We start from the raw sequence: 24,624 nt of genomic DNA, 5'->3' as shown, positions 1-24,624 counted from the left end.
TTTTATCGACTAAATCGCTATAATCTTGATAAATCAAATAATTAAGAGAAAACACAATGTCTTTAGATTTATCCGATATCCGCCAACAAATTACCCAACTTGACCGCCATTTACTCAAATTACTTGCCGAGCGTCATCGTCTCGCTTTTGATGTGGTGCGTAGCAAAGAAATCACACAAAAGCCGTTACGTGATATCGAACGGGAAAAAGCGTTATTACAAGCATTGGTGAGCCATGCCGAAGCGGAAAATTATCAATTAGATCCGCAATATGTCACACAAATATTCCAGCGTATTATCGAAGATTCGGTGCTGACTCAGCAAAATTATCTGCAAAATAAATTAAATGCGCAAAAAGAACAAAATGTATCGATTGCCTTCCTAGGTATGCGCGGTTCTTATTCCAATATGGCGTCTCGTCAATTTGCGAAAAAATATCAAGGTTCTTTAATTGAATTGAGCTGTGATTCGTTCCAACAAGTGTTTGATAAGGTGAGTGGGGGTGAAGCCGAATTCGGTGTACTTCCGCTTGAAAACACCACTTCTGGTTCAATCAATGACGTATATGATTTACTGCAACATACCGATTTGGCGGTGGTCGGCGAATTGGCTTATCCGATTAAACATTGCGTATTGGCAAACGGTAATATTGAGCTTGCTGAAATTGATACTTTGTACAGCCACCCGCAAGTCATCCAACAATGCAGCCAGTTTATTCAAAGTCTGAATAAAGTCCATATCAAATATTGTGAAAGCAGCTCGCACGCCATGCAGATGGTCGCTCGTTTGAATAAGCCGAATATTGTCGCATTAGGCAATGAGGACGGCGGAAAGCTCTACGGTTTAACTAATATCAAAACCGATATTGCCAACCAACAGAATAATATCACGCGCTTTATCGTAGTAGCAAAACAAGCGATTAACGTTTCGCCGCAGCTACAAACAAAAACGTTATTACTGATGACCACATCTCAACAAGCCGGTGCATTAGCGGATGCGTTGATGGTCTTTAAACAGCATCAAATCCGCATGACTAAATTGGAATCTCGTCCGATTTACGGTAAGCCTTGGGAAGAGATGTTCTATATAGAATTACAAGCGAATATTCATTCCGAAAATACGCAACAAGCGTTAAAAGCATTGGAAAACGTAACCAGCTATATCAAAGTATTAGGCTGTTACCCGAGTGAAATTATTGAGCCGGTAAAGCTGTAACAAGCGGTTAAATTTTAAGATTTTTTTGCAAAACCCCAAAGGGCAATAGATAATAAGCTATTGTCCTTTCGTTTTTTATTGATTATGTCGAAGCTAGTTAGAGTGGCATTGCCCGTGCCGTTACATCGTTATTTTGATTATTTACTGCCGTCGTTTTTGTCGGCAGTCAAAGGTGTGCGTGTTGAAGTGCCTTTCGGTAATCAAACGAAAATCGGGATTGTAGTGGATTTTCCCGAAACGAGCGATGTGCCTGAAGATAAGCTCAAACCGATTAAAGCGGTATTAGATTTAGAACCGATCTTTGACAAGGAAATTTGGACACTGCTTCGTTGGGCGGCTCGTTATTATCATGCGCCTATCGGCGAAGTGGCGATCAATGCCTTGCCGGTGAAATTGCGTAACGGCGATAGTACCGAAAGATCGCAACCGGATTACTTTGCGGTTACTGAGGCAGGGCGAGCAGCATTGCTCTCGGGTGAGAACAAGCGGGCCAAAAAACAGCAAGATTTACTGGCGAAACTGGCAGAAATTGCAAATTTTTTTGAAAAACCAACCGCTTGTAGTCAATCGGCTTGGAAAGGGCTATTGGAAAAAAACTATATCGAACCGGTTAATGTGCCGTTTGAGCTGCAACATTGGCAAAAAAAATTGCAAAATCGACCGCTTGTAAACTTGCATAATCGACTGGTATTAAATAAACAGCAAACCCTAGTGGTGAGCCGCTTAGCAGTACAAAACGGTTTCGAAGCTTTTTTATTAAATGGCGTAACCGGTTCAGGCAAAACCGAAGTGTATTTGCAAGTGATCGAAGAGGTGTTAAAGCGAGGCGAGCAAGTATTGGTGTTAGTGCCGGAAATCGGGCTGACTCCGCAAACGGTGCAACGTTTTAAAGCCCGTTTTAATGTTGAAATTGATGTTCTTCATTCGAATATGAATGAAACAGAGCGATTAAATGCTTGGTTGCGAGCAAAAAACGGCGAAAGTGCGATTGTGATCGGCACGCGTTCGGCATTGTTCAGCCAGTTTGAGAAATTGGGCTTAATCATTATTGATGAAGAACACGATAGTTCTTTCAAACAACAAGACGGCTGGCGTTATCACGCAAGAGATTTGGCAATTTTACGGGCAAAAAATTTACATATCCCGATTATTTTGGGTTCTGCAACGCCAAGTTTGGAAAGCGTACAAAACGTTCAAAACGGTAAGTTTATTGAGCTATCTTTAACCGCTCGTGCCGGTAATGCTCAACAGGCGAAACAGCAATTGATTGATTTAAAAACACAGCGTATTACCGCCGGACTTTCCGACCGCTTATTAGCGATGATGAAGCAGCATTTAGAGCAAGGCAATCAGGTAATGTTGTTTTTAAATCGCCGCGGCTTTGCACCGGTTTTACTTTGTCACGAGTGTGGCTGGATGTGTGAATGTGACGCTTGTGAAAAGCCTTACACTTATCATCAGAAACAGAAAATCTTGCGTTGTCATCATTGTGCTTCACAGCGAGTGATCCCTCGCCAGTGCGGGCATTGCGGCTCAACCAATCTGATTACCACCGGAGTGGGGACGGAGCAGTTGGAGCAAGTGTTAAGTGAGCAATTCCCAACTTACCAAATTAGCCGTATCGACCGAGATTCCACCGCTCGTAAAGGGGCATTGGAAAATCACTTAAACGATATCCGAGAAGGCAAAAGCCAAATTTTGATTGGCACGCAAATGCTAGCGAAAGGACACCATTTTCCGAATGTAACTTTAGTGGCGATTGTGAATGTAGATTCGGCACTGTTTTCGACCGACTTCCGTGCGGAAGAACGTTTGGCACAGCTTTATGTGCAAGTGGCGGGACGTGCCGGACGGGCGGAAAAGCAGGGCGAAGTGGTATTACAAACTCATTATCCGGAACATCCGTTGCTCAAGACTTTGTTAGAACAAGGTTATTTGGCGTTTGCACAAGAAGCGTTAAAAATGCGTAAAGTGATGGGCTTGCCGCCGTTTGCTGCGCAAGTGTTGTTACGGGCAACCGGCAAAGATAATCAGCAAGTGGTAAATCTTTTGCAAAATTTGACCGCTTATTTTCAGCAAAAATGTACGGAACTCGGTTTGCAGGATATCCAGCTTCTACCGCCTTTTTCCGCACCGATGGCTAAAAAAGCGGGGCATTACCGCTGGCTTTTATTAATTCAACATCGCTCAAGAGGCGTATTACAACAGTTGATCGATCAATTTGATTTGGATAAAGCCAATTTAGGCTTACAAAATAATATTCGTTTAACCTTAGATATTGATCCGCAAGAAATCGGCTAACAGCGGATTCATACGACAAGTGGTCTGATTTTCCATATTTTTTACAAAAAATAACGAAAATCAGACCGCTTCATTTAGGCTATTTTTCTTTATTTAGGCTATTTTTCTTTCCAATAGCCCAGCCATTCTTTTAGCGAGAGCATAATGCTGTCCATTGCACCGGATTGAGGGATAAAATAGGCGAAATTAATGTATTCTGCCGGTGTTACGCCGTGTCCGATACTCGCCGGAAGCACTTCAAATCCTTGTTTTTCAAATAACATTTTGGCACGTTTCATATGCCATTGATTGGTGACTAAAATAATCTTATTAATACCCTCTTTCGCTAATAGCTCACGTGAAAATTGAGCGTTTTCTTTGGTGGTTTTGGCTTTTTCTTCCAGCCATTGGGTCGGTACGCTGAAGAAATATTGAAATTCGTTCGCCATGGTTTTAGCTTCGGACGTACCGTTCGGGCTACTACCGGTAATCAGTAGCGGTAGCTGCGTTTCTTTTTGCAAATAAGCGGCGTAACGCATTCGCTCTAATGCCTGATTGCCGACGGCGATTGGGTTATAGATTTCTTTGCTATCTCGCACACCGCCGCCTAATACTACAATCGCTTGCGCTTTTTTATAATCTTCTAAAGTCAGATTGTCTTCAGTGACAAGCGAATCGGTTAATTTGGTTGCGACATAAGGGGTACTGAACAGATAAAGCGAACCGATACCTAAAAAAGCTAAACTGTAGCTGATTTTTTTTAAATTCAACCAATAGCAAATTAATGAAAAAAGCCAAATAACCGCAATATTAAAGGGCGGAAGTGCGATAGCGGTCAGAATTTTGCCGAGATAAAACATAAGAAAGCCTCTAAAAATTTTTGCGTATTTTGCTTGATTTATTGATAGAATGCACACTTTATTTTTCTTAAGTTTTTGAGTGGAACTTGCCGCATTTTACTCTGTCCAAATGCCACATTTGCCAGTAACTCGGTCTTACTCAATAGGCTTTATTTATGAACGAAACACTTTTAGCTCTAAAACAACAATTACAAAAAATTGAAACCCTCATTTTAGATAAAAATGATGTACTGTATTTTGACTATCCTCTGCATTTAAATGTAGGGGATTTATTGATCTATGCCGGTACGGAACAGTTTTTTAAGGACTATAATCTTAATATTCGTCTTCGCCGTAGCCTACAAGGCTTTGATGTGAAAGAAGCGAAAAAATTCGTCACGCCGAATTCAACGATTCTTTGCCACGGCGGCGGTAATTTCGGCGATATTTATCCTTCTATTCAAAAAATGCGAGAAGATTTGGTTAAAGCTTTTCCGAATAATCGCATTATTTTATTACCGCAAACGGCACATTTTTCAAGTCAAGAAGCAATGCAAAAATCGGCTTCGATTTTTGCCGCACACAAAGATTGCCATTTATTTGCACGTGATATTAAAACCTTTGAAATGATGAAGTCTCATTTCTCCGATAAAGTGCAGCTTTCTCCGGATATGGCACATCAGCTTTACGGGCATTTGCCGCAGAAAGAAATCGCTCATTCGGGTAAGACGCTGTATTTCTTGCGTAAAGATGTGGAAAAAAGCCATATTGAAGCGGAAGTTCAAGCAACATTACCAAACTTGGATCACGTAAAAGATTGGGACGATATTCTGTTACCAAGCGATATTAAATTTGAATTATGGTGCAGTCGTTTATCAAAATTGGCAACTAAATTCAATTTAGGTTTTGTGAAGAATAAAATTAACGATTTGTGGTATCGACACGCATTGGATGTGATTCGTCGCTGTCAAGACGTGTTCCTCGGTTATGATCGCATTGTGACCAGTCGTTTACACGGGCATATTTTTTCCTGCTTATTAGGGTTGCCGAACGAAGTTTGCGATAACTCCTACGGAAAAAACACCGGTTATTACAACCAATGGACAAAAGATATTGATTATGCCAAAACCTATCAACATTAGCGGTAATCTGGTTAAACTGATTGCGGTAACCGTCTTGAGTATGGGGCTTACCATGGTAAGTTCTTTTATTTTGGCGCATATGCTCTCGGTACAAGATCGCGGTACTCATCAGTTGTTTATTACCGCCGTTTCTTATGTCGTTACGATTGCAACCGGCGGGGTTGGGTTTGCATTAGCACTTTCCATGCGTAATAAACAATATTTGCATTGGAAACGTTATTTTATTGCCTTTCTTGCTTTTGCCGTGATTGTGGCGAATGTTGCAATGCTACTATTTGATTTTACCGCTTACGATGGACTTTTTATCATTAATGTCGTGCTGACGGCAATTCTGACAATGACCTTGGAGAAAAGTAAAATTGATCCGAAGATGAAAGTTTATCGTATCTTAACTTTGCAGCAACCGATTTTATTAGTTGCGATTTACGGCTCGGCTTATTGGTTGTTCGGCGAGCAGGAATTTAAGGTCGTACTTTATCTTTTAACCTTATTCAGTTCCATTCAAGCGATCGCTTGTTTGTTTTATCTGGCAAAAATCGATAAATCCTTTAAAAATAAGAATGAAGTCAGTGAAATTGATCGTAAGTTTTTCCTAAAAACTTGGGGAAAACAAAATTTATTACAAATTTTCGGCGCTACCACTTCAAGCTTGGATAAATTTTTGATTATGGCGTTTATGGGTAATTACGTACTCGGGCTTTATACGGTATGTATCGCTTTCGATTCGCTGATGACTAAATTTATCAATATGTTGGCGGATTACTATTATTCGGGATTATTGAATAATTTAAACCGCATTAAAGCGGTATTGGCGGTTGTTGCCTTAATGAGTGTCGGCGCAATTGTGTTAGTACCGTTACTTGCCGAGCCGGTAATTAGCTTTTTCTTTAGTAGTAAATATGTTGAAGTGGCGGACGTATTGATTTGGTTTATTATCAATTCTATCTTAGCCGGGCTTTCTTGGATTCTCTCGCAAAATATGTTGCTGTTAGGCAAACAGGTCTTGTTGTTTACCCGCCAAATTCTGTCGATTGCGGTCTTTGTCGGATTATTCTATTTACTGCGTGATGAGCAGTTATATGGTGTGGCGTATGCCTTTATCGGCGGTAGCTTAACACGTCTGATAATTTCAATTATTTACTACTTTAAATACCCTGTAATACAAACTACGGTAGAACCAAAATGAAAAAATTTCTTATCTCTCTCGATAAAGACGCACAACGCAGAGAGCTTTTCTTTTCCCAAGCGGATACGGCCGACTTTACGGTATTTAGTGCAATTAATACGATGAATGTCGAGCAAAGCGAACTTGAACAGCGTTTTGACTTTGCTAAATTTGAACAACGTTACGGGCGTAAAGTCACTAAAGGTGAAATCGGTTGTACGATGAGCCATTTAGGTGTGTACGAATTAATTGTCAATGATGAGTCGATTAATGAAGACGATTATGCACTGGTATGTGAAGATGACTGTTTATTTGCGGCAAATTTTCAGCAAAATTTGACCGCTTTACTCAATGAAAAGCTCAATGCGGATATCGTATTAGTCGGTCAATCAAAAATTCTCAGTTTTAATGATACGGAATTAGCGATTAACTATCCGACTACTTTCCGTTTTCTGCAAAAGAAAATCGGCGAGACCGAATATCGTTATGCCTATCCGTATAAAAACTATTTTGCCGGCACGGTGGCTTATTTAATTAAAAAATCGACCGCTCGTAAGTTTTTAGCACAAAAAGCAACGGAATTACCGTTTTGGTTAGCGGACGATTACATTTTATTCGGTCAGCAATTTGCGATTAATACTTTAGTCGTTCGTCCGCTGATGGCGATTGAGAACCCGAATTTAGTCAGTAATTTGGAAAACTTACGCGGTTCTTTGTCAAACAATATGTTCAAGAAAGTATTAAAATTTCCGCTTAAAAAATTGTTAGCGATTAAGAGAAACTTATAAATGACGGCATTGATTAACCTTTTTTATATTTATGATCCGTGGTTTTTCCATATAGTCCGAATGAGCTTATTAACCGGCTTTTTAGCGTTATTATGGTTAGGCTATAAATGGTATAACAAAACCCAAAAAAGTTTCGTCTTACCTATCGATAGCTTAATCGTATGTATCGCATTAATCGGTTTATCGGTTATTCCTCTGCTAATTAACGGCACGCGAGAGTTCGGCGTAATCAGTATGTACGTTAAATTATTGATTGCCTTTATTTTCGGTATTGTGATTTACAACCTGTTCTATCAAACCGAACAAGGCAAAGCCAATTTAATTCGAGATCTGAAAATTGGAATCGGTGTACAGGCAACCATCGGTTTCTTGGCATTATTAGGCATAACCTTATTTATTGAGTTGGCATTAAATACCAATGCCGAGATGCGCGGGCATTTAAGCCGTTTTATCGGTTCGGAACAAGAATATCGTTTATATAATTTAACCTCTTCGGCATTTTTCCCATTAAGTATTTTCTATATGCTGTTACTGCATTTTTTATTGGCATATCATCATAAAACGGAAAAATTAAATGCGGTTTACGTATTCTTATTGCTATTTATCGGGCTGATTGCCGGACGTACGTTCCTCACTTTCTCAATCGTCAGTTTAGTATTGTATTTCCGCCGTCATTATTTAACGGCAATTATTGCTTTTGCTGCGGTGGTGTTGTTTTTAGCCTATAACTATCCGACTCACCCTTATGTAGAACACGCACTTGAACCGGTGATTAATTTAATTAACGGCGGCGATCGTTTGAGTTCTTCGACCGATACCTTGATGAATAAGCATTTATTTATGCCGGAAGTGAAGCAGTTAATTATGGGTGACGGGCAATATTATGTGAACGGCGGCAGTTATTACGGCGGATCGGATTCCGGTTTTATTCGCCAAGCATTATACGGCGGCATCGGTTATATTTTCGTGTGCTTTATCTTTACCGCCTATTTTGTTAAACGCGTAGCGGATAACTGGCTAAACGGCAGTTGGAAATTTACGCTTTCCACTTTAGCATTATTGAGCGTATTAAATATTAAAGCGGATACTTATGCTTATCCGGGGATTATGTTCGTCTTGTTAATGTTCTTATCTCTGTTCGGAACAAGCGGTCGAATTAAGACATTTTTTAACAAAAATAACGAGGCAAAGAATGTTTAGTATTATTGTGCCTTCTTACAATCGTAACCAAGAAATCCCGGCATTATTAGAAAGCTTGACTAAACAAACGCTACAAAATTTTGAAGTGATTGTCGTCGATGATTTTTCTCAACAACCGGTTACGGTAACGCAAGCGTATCCTTTTACAGTCAAAGTGATCCGTAATAATCCGAATAAAGGGGCGGCAGGTAGCCGTAATGTTGGGGCGGAACACGCAAGTTATGAATGGCTATTATTCCTTGATGACGACGACCGTTTTGCCGATCAAAAATGTGAAGTCTTAGCACAAGAGATCGCACAACATCCACAGGCAAATTTTATCTATCATCCGGCAGAATGTGTGATGGTAAACGAAGGATTCAGCTATGTGACGAAGCCGCTTCCAAGTGAAAAATTGAATTTAGATGCGATATTACTTGCTAATAAAATCGGTGGTATGCCGATGTTAGGCATTAAAAAATCGTTCTTTTTTGAATTAGGCGGTTTAGCGACCGATTTAAAATCTTTGGAAGATTATGAGTTTGTACTGAAAGCAGTATCCAGCCCGAATTTTGCACCGTTATTTGTGGATCAACCGCTTAGTATTTGTGGCTTCCATACTAAACGCTCCAGCGTTTCGACCAATACGACTAATACCGAATTGGCATTGGCGGCAATTCGCCAAAAATATGTGAAAACGGAAACGCAAGCGGCAAATTTTGCAATGAACTCGCTGTATATTTTATCTTACCCTTATGCGATGAATCTTTCTCGCCAAGCGGCAAGTTATTATTTGCAAATGTTCAAACGTAGCCATAGCTTAAAACATTTAATTATCGCAATGGTTACATTTATCTCGCCAAAATTGGCAATTAATATGAAAAGGTTTATTTAATGAAATTCTCTGTTTTAATGTCTTTGTATATCAAAGAAAATCCTCAGTTTTTAAGAGAATGTTTTGAAAGCTTAAAAGCACAAACTCGACCTGCCGATGAAATTGTCGTGTTGTTTGACGGTAAAGTCACACCGGAATTAGATGCGATTGTAGTGGAATACGAACAACAGCTTCCGATTAAAGCGGTGCGTTTTGAGCAAAATCGCGGTTTAGGTAAAACCCTGAACGACGGCTTAAATTATTGTTCGCACGAATGGGTGTTCCGTATGGATACCGATGATATTTGTTTACCGGAACGTTTTGAAAAACAAGTGGCGTTTATCGAGCAAAATCCGGATACTATAATCTTTGGCGGACAAATTGCCGAATTCGGAGAGAATATTCAAGATATTGTTGCTTATCGAAATGTACCGACTAAAGCGGAAGATATTGTAAAATTTACCCGCTTGCGTTGTCCGTTTAACCATATGACGGTTGCTTATAAAAAATCCGCAGTGCAAGCATGCGGCGGTTATCAAGATTTACAAGAAGACTATAATCTTTGGGTAAAAATGGTAGCTAACGGCAATAACGTGGCGAATTTAGCCGATTTATTAGTCTATGCTCGAGTAGGCAACGGCATGGTAAGCCGTCGTCACGGTTGGAATTATTTCAAAAGCGAATGGCGTTTAATGAAGCTGAAAAACGAATGTAAAATTCATGATCCTTTAACCGGATTCGTCATTTTCTTAATGCGAGGTTTGCCGAGAATTTTACCGCTTGCCGCCCTCAAAGCGATTTACGGTTTAATGCGTAAATAATAAAAAGGCGTATCATTTGGTACGCCTTAACTTTCTTATTGATTACGTAGAATCTCATTCATTAATTGCAAATCAATATGGCAATAACCGTTCGGATTCTTGTCTAAATAATCTTGATGATATTCTTCCGCCGGGAAATAATGTTCTAGCATCATATTTTCTACCGCAAGCGGCTCTGCATATTGTGCTTGTAAATCGGCAAGCGCTTGATTGATAACCGGTACGTCTTGCGGATCAACATAATAAATCCCGGTACGATATTGAATGCCTTTATCCGCACCTTGTTGGTTTACACTTATCGGATCAATCACTTTAAAATAGTAATCTAATAATTTTGCTAGGCTGATTTTATCCGCATCGTAAGTCACTTTCACCACTTCCGCATGACCGCTGCCGGCACACACTTCTTGATAACTCGGGTTTTCAGTATTGCCGTTCGCATATCCCGATTGTGCATCAAGCACTCCGTTAATACGTTGCATAAAGGCTTCCGTACCCCAAAAGCACCCGCCCGCCAAATAAATTTCTCGAATGTTCGCCATATTTTCTCCTGTTTGTAAAATTTTCACGGAATTAGACCGCTTGTTGTAAGTGGTCATAGCATATAGCGATTTATTACGGAGTACAAGGTACTAATTTCTCTTAATCTTATAGATTTTTTTAGCATTTTTGAGCTGAGAAAAAGGAAAACGATAAATAATTAATGCACATAGAATACAAAAACAACCTATTGCTTTTGTCCAGTCGAGTTGTTCTTTTAAGATTAAGACGCTGAGTAATAATGTCTATACTGGCTCAAGAATCATAATAATTGCAGCGTTAGTGACGTGACAATATTTTTGTCCGATAGTTTGTATAAGCATTCTAAGATTTGTTGCAATGAGTAAACTGGCGGTGAACCATAACCACACTTCTATAGAAATCGTTTCAGGAAAATTTTCAAATAGCAGAGAATAAGTTCCGCAACATATTCCGACAGTGCCGACTTGAAGTGTCGTTAATGATAAGACCGAGATGCTGAGAGCAAATCGGTTATTTAAAACAAAATAAATAGCGGCTAATAATGACGAGGAAAGAAAAATCAGATTTCCTAAAGAAAGCCGGATTCCGTTTTGGCTGGATGAAAGTAAGTAAAGACCTAATGTCGCTATTGGTAGAGATAACCAAAAAATAGTTTTTGACGGATCTTTAAAGAATAACCAAGCGAATAACGGAGCGAATAACATAAACGCCGGATCCTTTTCGAACAGACACTAAATTTTCTAATTCCAACATAATGATTGCTTCACGAATGACCGTGCGGCTTACATTTAATTTTTCTGCAAGATCTCGTTCAGGTAGCAGTCGTTCGCCAACTTGGTAAATACCGTCAATTAATTCTTGTTTTAAAATCGAACTAATTTTTTTATATGAACGTAAATCTGCATTGCTTGTCATTTTTTAACTCTCTTTAGGATTATTTAATGAAAATAACTCTCCTTTTGTGAAGACATTACCGTTTATGACCAGTTGTCTTGTTTCATTATCAGGTAGCGTTATTCTCAATTCTTTATAAGCCGGTATCCAATTACCTTGTTTATGAATATCAATATAGATATTTGTTTCTGAACAACGTAATTTTACCATTAATTGTAAATACTCATTATTTTGATATTGGAAGCTTTCTCCGTCATCATCGTAAATAGTATTTATCGCTTCCCCCCGCTTTTATAAATGGGAAAACCATAAGCTCTCTATAGGTATCTTTTTGGGGATCTACATAAGCTTCTCTTGCAGACATCGGAATGATTGCACCTGCTTTTACAAAGAGTGGGATTTTCTCAAGCGGCGCATCCGCCGTAATCGTTTGTCCGTCGAGGTGATAGGTGTGATCATAAAAATCATACCAGCCCGCATTATTTTTCGGTAAATAAACCTCACGTTTACGTTGATCTTGCTCTACCACAGAAGCAACAAGTAAATCTTTACCTAAAAGATAATCGTCGTTTTCTTCAAAAGTATTGATATCGTGTTCATGATCCAAGAAAGTCGGACGTAACATCGACTCTAATGCATGATGAGCTTTCCAGAAAGTATTATAGAGATACGGCATTAAACGATAACGAAGTTTAATCGTATCTCTAATGATATGAGTCACTTCAGGATACATCCAAGGCTCGTTAACGGTTTTGTCATCATTCCAAGAATGAATGGTAAAACGAGGGTGCATGACACCATTTTGAACCCAGCGAACAAATAATTCCGGTTCAGGCTTATTTCCAGAGAAGCCGCCGACATCATGACCTAAGTTATATAAACCGGATAAGCTCATACCAAGTCCCATACGAATGTTGTAACGTAAGGTATTCCAGCTGGTTCTATTATCTCCCGACCAAGTTTGTACATAACGATTCATACCCGGACTTCCTGAGCGAGAAATTAGATAAGGACGTAAATTAGGAGCAAATTCACGTTGTGCTTCATAGGAAGATTTCATCATTAATAATGGTTGTAACGGACGAATAAGTTTTATCGGAATTTCTTTACCGAAACCGACACATTTTGCATTACCGTCCCAAACTTCATATTCATTATTATCGTTCCAAGTTGAATCAATACCATATTCCAGAAGTTGCTTAGTTACATTTTGTTTCCACCATTCGATAGTTTTCGGATTGGAAAAATCTAAATGAGAACCTTCATCATCCCAAAATACCGAGCGTTCCGGTTGATTAAATTCAGAATCTTGGATAAATAGACCTAAGTTTTTTACTTCTTCATAACGAGGGTGATCTTGTAATAAACAAGGTTTAATATTGGCAGCTAAATGCATACCAGCCTGATGAAAATGAGCTGACATCGCATTAGGAGCAGGAACTTTATCGTAGTTCCAATTAAACACATATCGCTTATTACCGATAGAAGTATAACCCAATAACAATTGGAATGAATCACATGGAATATCATATTCAGCACATAGATCTACGAATTTTTACTGTCGTCGGTACCAAATAAATAGGCGCCGGTTTTTCTATCCTGACTTAAAGGTTGCCAACTATTATTAACTTGATATTGCCATTCTAAATATAATGGTTTATGGACACGAAGTTTCAGTAAATTGGTAGATACTTCAATAACATCGTCATTTATTTCTAATTGATAGTCGGGTAATGAGAATCCATCCGTTGAAAAGCGGTTTCTTCCTGACCAATCAATATCTTCCTGATTCGGCGTAATCGCCCATGTTCTGTCTAATTACTACAGCGGTATTAGTATGGCTGGCTTCGGAATATTGCAAACGTAATTGGGTAATGCAAATGCATATCGGGGCTTTACGCAACAATAATACGAGAATGTTTAAATTACTTGGTACGGATGCCGGTTTTGATTCAATTGCTGATCTGACCTATGCATCACAAATTTCTCAGCTACTTGATGCAATGGATCAAACCAATCAGCTACCAAAAACAATTTTATATTGTTTAAATCCTCGTGATAACGAGATGATTGCTTCGATGATTGGAAATTTCCAAACAGGAGGTATTGCAGGAAAAATCCAATTCGGTTCAGGTTGGTGGTTTAACGACCAAAAAGACGGTATGGAAAGACAATTACAGCAGCTTTCTCAATTAGGCTTGTTAAGCCAATTTGTCGGAATGCTTACGGATTCAAGAAGTTTCTTATCTTATACTCGTCATGAATATTTCCGTCGTATTTTATGTGAAATGATCGGTGGCTGGGTGGTGAAAGGTGAAGCACCGAATGATATCGAGTTATTGGGTAATATGGTAAAAAATATTTGTTACCATAATGCAAAAAGTTATTTCAAATAATCGGTAGAAAAAATGAAAAAACTAGCCCTTTTAGGGGAGTGTATGATAGAGCTGAACGGAGAGCCGTTTGGGCAAATGCGCCAGACTTATGGCGGCGATACGCTTAATACGGCAACCTATTTAGCTCGTGTATCCACTCCCGAGCAGATTCAAGTATGCTACGTGTCTGCCTTAGGAACGGATAAGCTGAGTCAAGGTATGTTAGCTTATTGGCAGGCAGACGGCATTGATACCCAATGGGTTTTAAAAGACGAGCAGCGTTCGCCGGGGTTATATTTAATTCAATTGGATAAGCAAGGCGAACGGACTTTCTTATATTGGCGCAATCAATCGGCCGCTCGTTATTTATTGCAACATTCGAATTTCCCTCAAGTATTAAGTGAGCTGGATTCGGTGGATATGATTTATTTAAGCGGCATTTCTTTAGCAATCCTGCCTGAAAATGATCGAAAGTTGTTGATTACCTCTTTAGCGAAGTTAAAACAAGCCGGTGTAGAAATTGCCTTTGACAGTAATTTCCGTCCGAAATTATGGGAAAGTCTTGAGCAAGCGCAAGCCTGTTATCGTGAGTTATTGCCTTTAGTCGATGTCGCTTTAGTCACATTCGATGATGAGGCGATGTTATGGCAAGATGAAGACGAACAGCAGACTATTGCTCGTTTATCTGCTTATGGGATCGCTAAAATCATTGTTAAACAAGGCAGTCGCGGTGCAGTCGTATGTGAGCATCTGCAACAAACCTTTGTACCTACTATTCCGGTGGAACACGTTGTGGATACCACTTCGGCAGGGGATTCTTTCAATGCCGGATTTTTAGCCGGTTATTTACAAGGCAAGCCTTTAGCGGTGTGTTGCCGTCAAGGTAATCAATTAGCCGGTATAGTGATTCAGCACAAAGGCGCAATTATAGATAAATCGGCGACCGCACATTTATTCGCTCAATTTAATGCTATGTAGTAAGGAAAAAAATGATGAAATATACAACAGAACAAATTATTGAAAAACTTCGCCAGTTAAAAGTCGTGCCGGTAATTGCGGTAGAACAAGCGGAAGATATTTTACCGTTAGTTAAGACGTTAGCGGAAAACGGTTTACCGGTGGCGGAGATTACTTTCCGCTCGGCTGCGGCGGAAGAGGCGATTCGCTTAGTATGCCAGCATTATCCGGACGTATTGATTGCCGCCGGTACGGTATTAACCGCCGAGCAAGTGGTCAAAGCGAAAAATGCCGGTGCGGATTTTGTCGTGACACCGGGCTTTAACCCGACTATCGTGAAACTGTGCCAAGATTTAGATTTTCCGATTACGCCGGGGGTAAACAATCCGATGTCGATTGAAGCGGCATTATCGTTAGGCATTGAAGCGGTCAAATTTTTCCCGGCGGAAGCCAGCGGCGGTGTGAAAATGATTAAAGCCTTACTCGGTCCTTATAGTAATCTGCAAATTATGCCGACCGGCGGTATCAGCCCGAGCAATATCAAGGACTACCTCGCCATTCCGAATATTGTGGCTTGCGGCGGATCTTGGTTTGTCGAGAAATCTTTGATTCAAGCGAAGAATTGGGATGAAATCGGTAGATTGGTACGAGAAGCCGTAGCACTAACCCATGCTTAATTACAAGCAAGCGGTTTGATTTTCTCTGCTTTTTGCAAAAAACGTGCAAAATCAGACCGCTTGAAAATAGCGTACTAAAAAAGAAAAAGTAATTTGAATCAGCCAGCCGATACTTATCGCAAAAAGAATAGTGCTGATCCCGAAAGTACCGCCGAGCAGAATACCGACCGCACAGGCTGAAACTTCTATTAATGTCCTCACTATACTGATTTTCCAACCGTAACGTAAACAGATTCCTACCATTAACCCGTCCCTAGGACCAGCCCCCAATCGGCAGGAAAGATAAACCGCCGTACCGATACCGTATATGAGAATTGCGACTAACATATAGCTTACTCTATGAAAGAGCGTTTCGGGCTGTTCGAGAAAACGTACGGTAAGATCGGTAAATAATGCGATTAAAGCGATATTCAGTAATGTGCCTAAACCGAAACGTAATTTAAACGGAATCCAAAGTAATAACACGACAAAACTGATCAGCGCGATAGAGGTGCCGATAGAGATACCTAGCTGTAAGGCTAAGCCTTGCGATAATACCGTCCAAGGTGTTGCGCCCAAATTCGCTAAGATCAGTAATCCTTCTGCGATGCCGATAAAAATCATCGTCAATGAAATAATTAAAATGGTATCAAAGCGCAGTTCCCATTGGTGCCGGGCAGACCAACGCATGAGCGGAATCGGTGATTTTTTTGACATAAATGCTCAATTAAGAAAAAACAAGTAATCATTATATCTATTTATATGATTTTAAATAGTAATAATGTGATCAACTTCTCAATTTCGAATATTCATAAGGTAAAATTTTAGAGATTTTTTGTGTAAAAAAAGGTATAGTTATGAAACTTTTTTAGATGGCGTTTTTTTAGGAAAACGACGTATTATTCCTTTTCTTTTTGAGGTTTTTTCAAATGAGTGCGTTAAATAGTATCTTAGGTATTGTCGTACTGCTACTGATTGCCTTTGTATTATCAAATAATCGTAAAGCAATCAGTTTCCGTACGGTAATCGGAGCGTTAGTTCTACAAGTCGGTATCGGTGCGATCATCCTTTATTGGGAAACGGGTCGTAAAGGTTTATTAGCGGCAGCGGAAGGTGTGAGTAAAGTTATCAGCTACGGTAACGACGGTATCAGCTTCTTATTCGGCGGCTTGGTCAGCGACAAAATGTTTGAAGTGTTCGGCGGCGGCGGTTTCGTTTTCGCATTAAAAGTGCTTCCTCCGATTATCTTCTTCTCTGCGCTTATTTCCGTTCTTTACTATTTAGGTATCATGCAGATTGTGATTCGAATCCTCGGCGGTGCGTTACAAAAAGTATTAGGCACGTCAAAATCAGAATCGATGTCTGCGGCGGCGAATATTTTCGTCGGTCAAACAGAAGCGCCTCTTTTAGTTAAACCTTACATTAAATCAATGACTAACTCCGAGTTATTCGCGGTAATGTGCGGCGGTTTAGCCTCTGTTGCCGGTGCGGTAATGATTGGTTATGCAGGTATGGGCGTACCGCTTCCGTATTTAATTGCCGCATCGTTTATGGCGGCGCCGGGCGGTTTGTTATTCGCTAAAATTCTTCATCCGCAATCGGAACAATTTAAAGACGAATTAAGCGATGACGACATTGAAGAAAAACCTTCGAATGTCATTGAAGCGGCGGCAGTCGGTGCCTTCTCCGGTATGCAATTGGCAATGAACGTCGGTGCAATGTTATTAGCGTTTATCGCATTGATCGCAATGCTTAACGGCTTTATCGGCGGCGTATCTTCATTTATTGGTTATGAAAACGTAACGTTACAATCATTATTCGGTTATGTATTCCAACCTTTAGCATGGCTAATCGGTGTGCCTTGGGGAGCCGAATCGCAAGTAGCCGGTTCGTTAATCGGTCAGAAATTAATTTTAAATGAATTCGTTGCTTATGCCGATTTCGTGAATTACTTAAAACCGGAAGCGGCGGTTGCGTTAAGTCCGAAAACAATCGCTATCATCACTTTCTCACTATGTGGTTTTGCAAACTTAAGCTCAATCGCAATCTTAATCGGCGGTTTAGGCGGTATGGCGCCAAGTCGTCGTAGCGACGTAGCGCGTATGGGGGTGAAAGCTGTTGCTGCAGGTACGCTCTCCAACTTAATGAGTGCGGCGATTGCCGGTTTATTTATCGGTATCGGCGGCGCGGTAATGTAATCGCAATTGATTTATAGAAACACCACTGGAAACAGTGGTGTTGTCGTTTTAGAGCTAAGTAAACGTTTGCGCGTATGTATATCGTGCAAGCGGTCTAATTTTTCTATATTTTTACAAAAGTAAGAAGGGGGCTCGTATGAGTTTAAAAGATTCGGCGAAAATCGCTTTATCCTTAATGGATTTAACCACATTAAATGACAACGATACGGATGAGAAAGTTATTGCGCTTTGCCAACAAGGTAAGACGGAATTCGGTACGCCGGCAGCGGTATGTGTTTACCCGCGTTTTGTGCCTATCGCACGTAAAGCGTTAAAAGCACAGGGAACCGAGCAAGTTAAAATTGCCACGGTAACCAATTTCCCGCATGGTAACGATGATATTGACATTGCAGTCGCAGAAACCAAAGCGGCGGTGGCTTACGGTGCCGATGAAGTGGATGTGGTCTTCCCTTACAAAGCATTAATGGCGGGTAACGAACAAATCGGCTTTGAATTGGTACAACAATGTAAGGCGGTTTGCCAAGCGTCAAACGTATTACTAAAAGTCATTATTGAAACCGGCGAACTGAAAACTGCCGAATTAATTCGTAAAGCGAGCGAAATTTCCATTAAAGCCGGCGCGGATTTTATTAAAACTTCAACAGGTAAAGTGCCGGTAAATGCAACGCTTGAATATGCTCGTATTATGTTAGAAACCATTCGTGATTTAAACGTAGCGGATAGAGTCGGCTTTAAAGCGGCGGGCGGCGTGAAAACAGCGGAAGAAGCGGCGCAATATTTAGCGCTTGCGCAAGAAATTTTAGGTCATGATTGGGTGAATTCGGATCATTTCCGTTTCGGCGCTTCAAGTTTACTGACGAATTTACTGGCGGCATTAAACGGACAAGCAAACCAAAAAGTCAGCGGCTACTAAGCAAGCGGTCTAAATTTATTAATTTTTTACAAACTATATCGTAATAGAGGAAAACAAAATGGCTACTCCACACATTAACGCACCGGAAGGTGCATTTGCTGACGTTGTATTAATGCCGGGCGATCCGCTTCGTGCAAAATATATTGCGGAAACATTTTTAGAAGATGCGGTACAAGTAACGGACGTGCGTAATATGTTCGGCTACACCGGTACTTATAAAGGTCGCCGTATTTCGGTCATGGGACACGGTATGGGGATTCCTTCTTGCTCAATTTATGCAAAAGAATTGATTACCGAATACGGTGTGAAAAAGATCATTCGCGTCGGTTCTTGCGGTGCGGTACGTCAAGATGTAAAAGTGCGTGATGTAATTATCGGTTCGGGTGCTTGCACCGATTCAAAAGTAAACCGTATCCGTTTCCGTGACAACGATTTTGCGGCAATTTCCGACTTTGATATGACCTTAGCGGCGGTACAAGCGGCAAAACAAAAAGGTATTGCGGCACGTGTCGGTAACTTATTCTCTGCGGACTTATTCTATACGCCGGATGTGGAAATGTTTGACGTAATGGAAAAATACGGCATTTTAGGCGTGGAAATGGAAGCGGCGGGTATTTATGCGGTAGCGGCGGAATACGGTGCAAAAGCGTTAGCGATTTGTACCGTTTCAGACCATATCCGTACCGGTGAGCAAACTTCATCGGAAGAACGCCAATTAACCTTTAATGATATGATTACGATTGCATTAGAGTCCGTGTTAATCGGCGATAAAGCGGAATAAGCGGTCGATTTTCCGTATTACTTTACAAATCCTCTGGGCTGAAAAGCTCGGAGGATTTTTTTGTCTAAAAATCAGACGAAAGCGATTGCTTTTGCACAAAATTTTGTAAAACTCACTTGAAAGCTGATAATCTGCCCCAATGTTGGTTATCGTTGCACGCAATTCGGCGTGCGAAATTTTTTTACAAATAAATAATAGAAGGAAACAGACAATGACTCTTCGTCCATTACACGATAAAGTAATTTTAAAACGTGAAGAAGTGGAAACACGTTCTGCAGGCGGTATTGTTTTAACCGGTTCGGCAGCGACGAAATCTACGCGCGGTAAAGTAATTGCGGTTGGTACAGGTCGTTTATTAGAAAACGGTTCCGTACAAGCATTAGCGGTAAAAGTTGGTGATGTCGTTATCTTCAACGAAGGTTATGGGGTTAAATCAGAAAAAATTGACGGCGAAGAAGTGTTAATTCTTTCTGAAAACGATATTTTAGCTATCGTAGAGTAGTGATAAGCGGTCATCACTAATTTTTTGCAAATTGAATAAATAATTTATAGGAAGAAAAAATGGCAGCAAAAGACGTTAAATTCGGTAATGACGCACGTGTAAAAATGTTAAAAGGCGTGAATGTTTTAGCGGATGCGGTAAAAGTAACTTTAGGCCCGAAAGGTCGTAATGTCGTATTAGATAAAGCATACGGCGCACCAACCATCACTAAAGACGGCGTGTCGGTTGCACGTGAAATCGAATTGGAAGATAAATTCGAAAATATGGGCGCACAAATGGTAAAAGAAGTGGCGTCAAAAGCGAACGATGCGGCAGGTGACGGTACGACAACCGCAACTGTTCTTGCTCAAGCAATCGTAAACGAAGGCTTAAAAGCAGTAGCGGCAGGTATGAATCCGATGGATTTAAAACGCGGTATCGATAAAGCGGTTGTTGCTGTAGTGGAAGAATTAAAAGCGATTTCTAAGCCGTGCGAAACTTCAAAAGAAATTGAGCAAGTAGGTACGATTTCAGCAAACTCTGATGAAACCGTAGGTAAACTAATTGCGCAAGCAATGGAAAAAGTCGGTAAAGAAGGCGTTATCACCGTTGAAGACGGTACAGGTTTAGATGATGCGTTAGATGTGGTAGAAGGTATGCAATTTGACCGTGGTTACCTTTCTCCATACTTCATCAACAAACCGGAAGCCGGTACGGTTGAATTAGAAAATCCATACATTATTTTAGTCGATAAAAAAATCAGCAACATTCGTGAAATCTTACCGGTATTAGAAGCGGTAGCGAAAGCGGGTAAACCGTTATTAATCGTAGCGGAAGATATCGAAGGCGAAGCGTTAGCAACATTAGTGGTAAATACTATGCGCGGTATCGTGAAAGTGGCTGCGGTAAAAGCACCGGGCTTTGGCGATCGTCGTAAAGCAATGTTACAAGATATTGCAATTTTAACCGCAGGTACTGTGATTTCGGAAGAAATCGGTATGGAACTTGAGAAAGCGACTCTCGAAGAATTAGGTCAAGCAAAACGTGTTGTGATCACAAAAGATAACACAACCATTATTGACGGTATCGGTGACGAAGCGCAAATCAAAGCACGAGTAGCGCAAATTCGCCAACAAATTGAAGATTCGACATCAGATTACGATAAAGAAAAACTTCAAGAGCGTGTTGCAAAATTAGCCGGTGGTGTTGCGGTAATCAAAGTAGGTGCGGCAACCGAAGTGGCGATGAAAGAGAAAAAAGACCGTGTGGATGATGCGTTACACGCAACTCGTGCGGCAGTTGAAGAAGGTATTGTACCGGGAGGCGGTGTTGCGTTAGTGCGTGCGGCTTCTAAAGTAGCTACAACTTTAACAGGCGATAATGAAGAGCAAAATGTCGGTATCAAACTTGCGCTTCGTGCGATGGAAGCACCGCTTCGCCAAATCGTGACTAACGCAGGCGAAGAAGCGTCCGTTGTGGCTCGTAATGTGAAAGACGGTAACGGTAACTACGGTTATAATGCCGGTACGGAACAATACGGTGATATGCTTGAGATGGGTATCTTAGATCCGACAAAAGTAACTCGTTCGGCATTACAATTCGCAGCATCAATTGCAGGTTTAATGATCACGACAGAATGTATGATCACAGATTTACCGAAAGAGGAAAAATTAGATCCGGCTGCAGCAATGGGCGGCATGGGTGGTATGGGCGGAATGATGTAATTCATCCTCCATTAGTTTGTTCATTAAGACCTCCGAGAAATTTCTCGGAGGTTTTTTTATATTATATCTGCATCACATATTAGGCAAAATATGAAAAAAAGGGCTAACTTTTGTTAGCCCTTGGTACATTTCATCATTCAATCATATTAAGGGAGAAAAAGATTATTTGTCAATTATTTGCCATAGTAAGCTTTTGTCATTATCTCTTCCATATCTTCTACCATTGCAAGACGTGGATTTGCCGGAGTACATTGGTCTTCAAAGGCATTTAATGCAAGTTCACGACGTGCGTCTAAGAACTCTTGTTCGTCAATACCTTGTTCACGTAAAGACATTTTAACACCACAACGTACTGCTAAATCATGTACCGCTTTAGCGTAAGATTCCACCGCTTCTTCAGGCGTTGTCGCCGGTAAACCTAAAATACGTGCGATGTCTTGGAAGCGTTTATCCGCAACATAGTTTGTGTATTTCGGCCAAGTTGCCACTTTAGTCGGGCGAGTACCGTTATAACGAATTACGTGCGGTAATAAAATCGCATTGGTACGACCGTGAATCGTATGGAATTTACCGCCGATTTTATGCGCCATTGAGTGACAAATACCTAAGAATGCGTTTGCAAACGCTATACCTGCCATAGTTGAAGCATTGTGCATTTTCTCGCGAGCGACTTCATCAAATTCTTTCACGGATTTTTCTAAATTTTCAAATACCAGTTTAATTGCCTGTAACGCTAAACCGTCGGTGTAGTCGTTGGCAAGTATTGAAGTATAAGCCTCAGTTGCGTGAGTTAATACGTCTAAACCGGTATCCGCTGCAACATGAGCCGGCACTGACATCACTAATGCAGGATCTACAATCGCAATTGTCGGCGTGAGAGAGTAGTCGGCCAACGGATATTTAATATCGCCGTCAGTAATGACCGCAAACGGCGTGACTTCGGAACCGGTACCGGATGTGGTCGGGATACCGACAAATTTCGCTTTACGACCTAATTGCGGGAATTTGAACGCACGTTTACGAATATCCATAAATTTCTGAACTAAATCACGGAAATCCACTTCCGGTTGTTCATAGAATAACCACATTACTTTTGCCGCATCCATAGGCGAGCCGCCACCTAAGGCAATAATGGTATCCGGTTGGAAGCTACGCATAAGTTCCGTCCCGCGTTGTACGGTTTGTAAACTTGGATTCGGTTCAACATCGGTAAATAACTGAATCATCACTTTATTACGACGTTGGCGTAATTGGTCGGTAATTCTATCGACAAAACCGAGATCTACCATTGAGCGGTCGGTCACGATCATCACTTTTTCCGCATCTTTCATTGATTTGAGATATTGAATTGAATCACGCTCAAAGTAGATTTTTGATGGAACTTTAAACCATTGCATATTGTTTCTCCGTCTGCCCACACGTTTAATATTAATTAAGTTCACCGCACTTACGTTGTTACTTACGGAGTTTTTACCGTAAGAACCACAACCTAATGTGAGGGACGGAAGGAATGAATTATACACGTCACCGATACCACCGAATGTTGATGGCGAGTTCCAAATTACACGAATCGCTTTAACGCGCTCGCCGAATGTTTTTGCTAATTCGACATTTTGCGTATGGATTGCCGCCGAGTGACCTAAACCGTAGAAATTTACCATCGCTTCGGAAAGTTCTAAACCGTGTTCGGTTGAATTCGATTTTAATAATGCAAGTACCGGTGATAATTTCTCACGAGTAAGCGGTTCGCCTTCACCGACAAACGCACATTCTGCAAGTAGGATGTTTGTTTTTGGTGGCACGCTAAAACCCGCTTGTTCGGCAATCCATGCCGCCGGTTTACCTACGACCGCCGCATTTAATTTTGCTCCGGCACAGTTTTCATCTTTGGCTTTATCCACACCGAAAATGAATTTTTCTAACAGTACTTTTTCTTTTTTATTTACCAGATATACGCCGTAAGATTGCATTTCTTTCACGAAATCGGCATAGATTTCTTTATCGACAATCGCCGCTTGTTCGGATGCACAAATCATACCGTTGTCAAAAGATTTTGACATCACAATGTCGTAAACAGCTTGTTCTAGTTTAGCAGTTTTTTCCACATAAGCCGGTACGTTACCCGCCCCTACGCCTAATGCCGGTTTACCGCAAGAATATGCCGCTTCAACCATGGCATTACCGCCGGTAGCAAGAATGGTTGCAATACCCGGATGTTTCATTAATGCGGAAGTACCTTCCATTGACGGGGTTTTAATCCATTGCACACAATTTTTCGGTGCGCCGGCAGCAACGGCGGCATCATATACAACTTGAGCGGCATGAGCGGAAGATTGTTGTGCGGAAGGGTGGAAAGCAAAAACGATTGGGTTACGAGTTTTGAGGGCGATTAACGCTTTGAAGATAGTGGTTGAGGTTGGGTTGGTTGTCGGAGTTATGCCGCATACGACACCGACAGGGTCGGCGATTTCGGTAATACCGGTTACGTTATCTTCACTAATTATCCCCGCCGTTTTTAAATGTCGCATATTATTTACGACATATTCACAAGCAAATAGATTTTTAGTCGCTTTGTCTTCAAATACGCCCCGCCCCGTTTCTTCATAAGCGTGCATTGCTAGAACGCCATGTTTATCCAGTGCCGCCACGGAGGCTTTTGCAACGATGTAATCCACTTGTTCTTGGTTAAGCTGACGAAATTCTTCGAGAGCTTTTAAACCGTTTTCAACTAGCTGATTTACTTCGGTTTGAGCATCATATGGTTGTGCATTTTTTGCATTGTTAGCCATAGTTTGGTTCCTCTAAAGTTTCAAATTTCAAA

General features: G+C 40.8%; 21 protein-coding genes and 2 pseudogenes. 16 read left to right on the top strand and 7 right to left on the bottom strand.

Annotated features, from left to right (window positions below; all coding sequences use genetic code 11):
- The first annotated feature begins 56 nt into the window (after positions 1-56).
- On the top strand, positions 57-1,214 hold the full coding sequence (locus DRF63_RS05655; RefSeq protein ID WP_005597823.1) for a chorismate mutase: 1,158 nt from the start codon (positions 57-59) through the stop codon (positions 1,212-1,214).
- 84 nt (positions 1,215-1,298) lie between these two features.
- Entirely contained in the window at positions 1,299-3,515 is a 2,217-nt protein-coding gene (gene priA, locus DRF63_RS05650; protein ID WP_233432356.1) for a primosomal protein N', read from the top strand.
- Positions 3,516-3,613: 98 nt separating this feature from the next.
- Here the strand turns inward: priA and DRF63_RS05645 are convergent, their stop codons facing one another.
- Positions 3,614-4,354 carry a YdcF family protein gene (locus DRF63_RS05645; RefSeq protein ID WP_005597819.1) on the bottom strand — a complete coding sequence of 247 codons (741 nt, stop codon included), beginning with the start codon at positions 4,352-4,354 and terminating at the stop codon, positions 3,614-3,616.
- 155 nt (positions 4,355-4,509) lie between these two features.
- Here DRF63_RS05645 and DRF63_RS05640 point away from each other — a divergent pair, with 155 nt between their 5' ends.
- From DRF63_RS05640 to DRF63_RS05615, 6 genes are read left to right on the top strand one after another with little or no spacing between them, the layout of a single operon-like run.
- On the top strand, positions 4,510-5,475 hold the full coding sequence (locus tag DRF63_RS05640) for a polysaccharide pyruvyl transferase family protein (protein WP_005597818.1): 966 nt from the start codon (positions 4,510-4,512) through the stop codon (positions 5,473-5,475).
- Positions 5,453-6,661, top strand: coding sequence for a lipopolysaccharide biosynthesis protein (locus DRF63_RS05635; protein ID WP_005597816.1), 1,209 nt, complete (start codon positions 5,453-5,455; stop codon positions 6,659-6,661). The genes DRF63_RS05640 and DRF63_RS05635 overlap by 23 nt, the downstream gene beginning before the upstream one ends.
- Positions 6,658-7,428 (top strand): glycosyltransferase family 25 protein, encoded by a 771-nt coding sequence (locus DRF63_RS05630; RefSeq protein WP_005597814.1) that lies wholly within the window; start codon positions 6,658-6,660, stop codon positions 7,426-7,428. The genes DRF63_RS05635 and DRF63_RS05630 overlap by 4 nt, the downstream gene beginning before the upstream one ends.
- On the top strand, positions 7,429-8,628 hold the full coding sequence (locus tag DRF63_RS05625; RefSeq protein ID WP_043991846.1) for a hypothetical protein: 1,200 nt from the start codon (positions 7,429-7,431) through the stop codon (positions 8,626-8,628).
- Positions 8,621-9,502 (top strand): glycosyltransferase family 2 protein, encoded by an 882-nt coding sequence (locus DRF63_RS05620; protein WP_005597809.1) that lies wholly within the window; start codon positions 8,621-8,623, stop codon positions 9,500-9,502. Before DRF63_RS05625 ends, DRF63_RS05620 begins: the two co-directional genes overlap by 8 nt.
- Positions 9,502-10,302 carry a glycosyltransferase family 2 protein gene (locus DRF63_RS05615; RefSeq protein WP_005597807.1) on the top strand — a complete coding sequence of 267 codons (801 nt, stop codon included), beginning with the start codon at positions 9,502-9,504 and terminating at the stop codon, positions 10,300-10,302. Before DRF63_RS05620 ends, DRF63_RS05615 begins: the two co-directional genes overlap by 1 nt.
- A gap of 35 nt (positions 10,303-10,337) precedes the next feature.
- On the opposite strand, the gene msrA is transcribed toward DRF63_RS05615, so the two are convergent.
- From msrA to DRF63_RS05595, 4 genes and pseudogenes are all read right to left on the bottom strand, one after another.
- Positions 10,338-10,844, bottom strand: coding sequence for a peptide-methionine (S)-S-oxide reductase MsrA (msrA, locus tag DRF63_RS05610; RefSeq protein WP_005619749.1), 507 nt, complete (start codon positions 10,842-10,844; stop codon positions 10,338-10,340).
- Between the two features lie 243 nt (positions 10,845-11,087).
- Complete coding sequence (locus DRF63_RS05605; RefSeq protein ID WP_005597805.1) at positions 11,088-11,528, bottom strand: EamA family transporter; 441 nt, start codon at positions 11,526-11,528, stop codon at positions 11,088-11,090.
- A complete protein-coding gene (locus DRF63_RS05600; protein ID WP_005597804.1) occupies positions 11,491-11,739 on the bottom strand; it encodes a GntR family transcriptional regulator in 249 nt (82 codons plus the stop codon). The genes DRF63_RS05605 and DRF63_RS05600 overlap by 38 nt, the downstream gene beginning before the upstream one ends.
- Positions 11,740-11,742: 3 nt before the next feature.
- Positions 11,743-13,527 (bottom strand): annotated as a pseudogene (locus DRF63_RS05595) (glycoside hydrolase family 31 protein); the annotation flags it as partial.
- A gap of 11 nt (positions 13,528-13,538) precedes the next feature.
- Here DRF63_RS05595 and DRF63_RS05590 point away from each other — a divergent pair.
- From DRF63_RS05590 to DRF63_RS05580, 3 genes and pseudogenes are all read left to right on the top strand, one after another.
- Positions 13,539-14,114 (top strand): annotated as a pseudogene (locus DRF63_RS05590) (glucuronate isomerase); the annotation flags it as partial.
- Positions 14,115-14,126: 12 nt separating this feature from the next.
- Positions 14,127-15,071 (top strand): sugar kinase, encoded by a 945-nt coding sequence (locus DRF63_RS05585; protein WP_080551178.1) that lies wholly within the window; start codon positions 14,127-14,129, stop codon positions 15,069-15,071.
- A 14-nt stretch (positions 15,072-15,085) separates the two neighbouring features.
- Complete coding sequence (locus DRF63_RS05580; RefSeq protein ID WP_005619747.1) at positions 15,086-15,727, top strand: bifunctional 4-hydroxy-2-oxoglutarate aldolase/2-dehydro-3-deoxy-phosphogluconate aldolase; 642 nt, start codon at positions 15,086-15,088, stop codon at positions 15,725-15,727.
- A gap of 51 nt (positions 15,728-15,778) precedes the next feature.
- On the opposite strand, the gene yczE is transcribed toward DRF63_RS05580, so the two are convergent.
- Entirely contained in the window at positions 15,779-16,423 is a 645-nt protein-coding gene (gene yczE / locus DRF63_RS05575; RefSeq protein WP_005597799.1) for a membrane protein YczE, read from the bottom strand.
- A gap of 212 nt (positions 16,424-16,635) precedes the next feature.
- On the opposite strand from yczE, the gene DRF63_RS05570 reads away from it, so the two are divergent.
- From DRF63_RS05570 to groL, 5 genes are all read left to right on the top strand, one after another.
- Positions 16,636-17,904, top strand: a complete 1,269-nt coding sequence (locus DRF63_RS05570) for a NupC/NupG family nucleoside CNT transporter (protein ID WP_005597798.1) — start codon at positions 16,636-16,638, stop codon at positions 17,902-17,904.
- A 136-nt stretch (positions 17,905-18,040) separates the two neighbouring features.
- On the top strand, positions 18,041-18,817 hold the full coding sequence (gene deoC, locus DRF63_RS05565) for a deoxyribose-phosphate aldolase (protein ID WP_005597797.1): 777 nt from the start codon (positions 18,041-18,043) through the stop codon (positions 18,815-18,817).
- A 58-nt stretch (positions 18,818-18,875) separates the two neighbouring features.
- Complete coding sequence (deoD, locus tag DRF63_RS05560; RefSeq protein ID WP_005597795.1) at positions 18,876-19,598, top strand: purine-nucleoside phosphorylase; 723 nt, start codon at positions 18,876-18,878, stop codon at positions 19,596-19,598.
- Between the two features lie 211 nt (positions 19,599-19,809).
- Positions 19,810-20,100 (top strand): co-chaperone GroES, encoded by a 291-nt coding sequence (locus DRF63_RS05555; RefSeq protein ID WP_005597793.1) that lies wholly within the window; start codon positions 19,810-19,812, stop codon positions 20,098-20,100.
- 59 nt (positions 20,101-20,159) lie between these two features.
- A complete protein-coding gene (gene groL / locus DRF63_RS05550; RefSeq protein WP_005597791.1) occupies positions 20,160-21,803 on the top strand; it encodes a chaperonin GroEL in 1,644 nt (547 codons plus the stop codon).
- Positions 21,804-21,976: 173 nt separating this feature from the next.
- On the opposite strand, the gene adhE is transcribed toward groL, so the two are convergent.
- Complete coding sequence (gene adhE / locus DRF63_RS05545) at positions 21,977-24,592, bottom strand: bifunctional acetaldehyde-CoA/alcohol dehydrogenase (protein WP_005597789.1); 2,616 nt, start codon at positions 24,590-24,592, stop codon at positions 21,977-21,979.
- Positions 24,593-24,624: the final 32 nt, after the last annotated feature.

Origin of the sequence: Actinobacillus pleuropneumoniae (assembly GCF_003290385.1) — a bacterium.
GTDB classification, from domain to species: domain Bacteria; phylum Pseudomonadota; class Gammaproteobacteria; order Enterobacterales; family Pasteurellaceae; genus Actinobacillus; species Actinobacillus lignieresii.
Note: the sequence above shows the minus strand (reverse complement) of the source record. Positions and strands in the feature narration are given on the sequence as shown.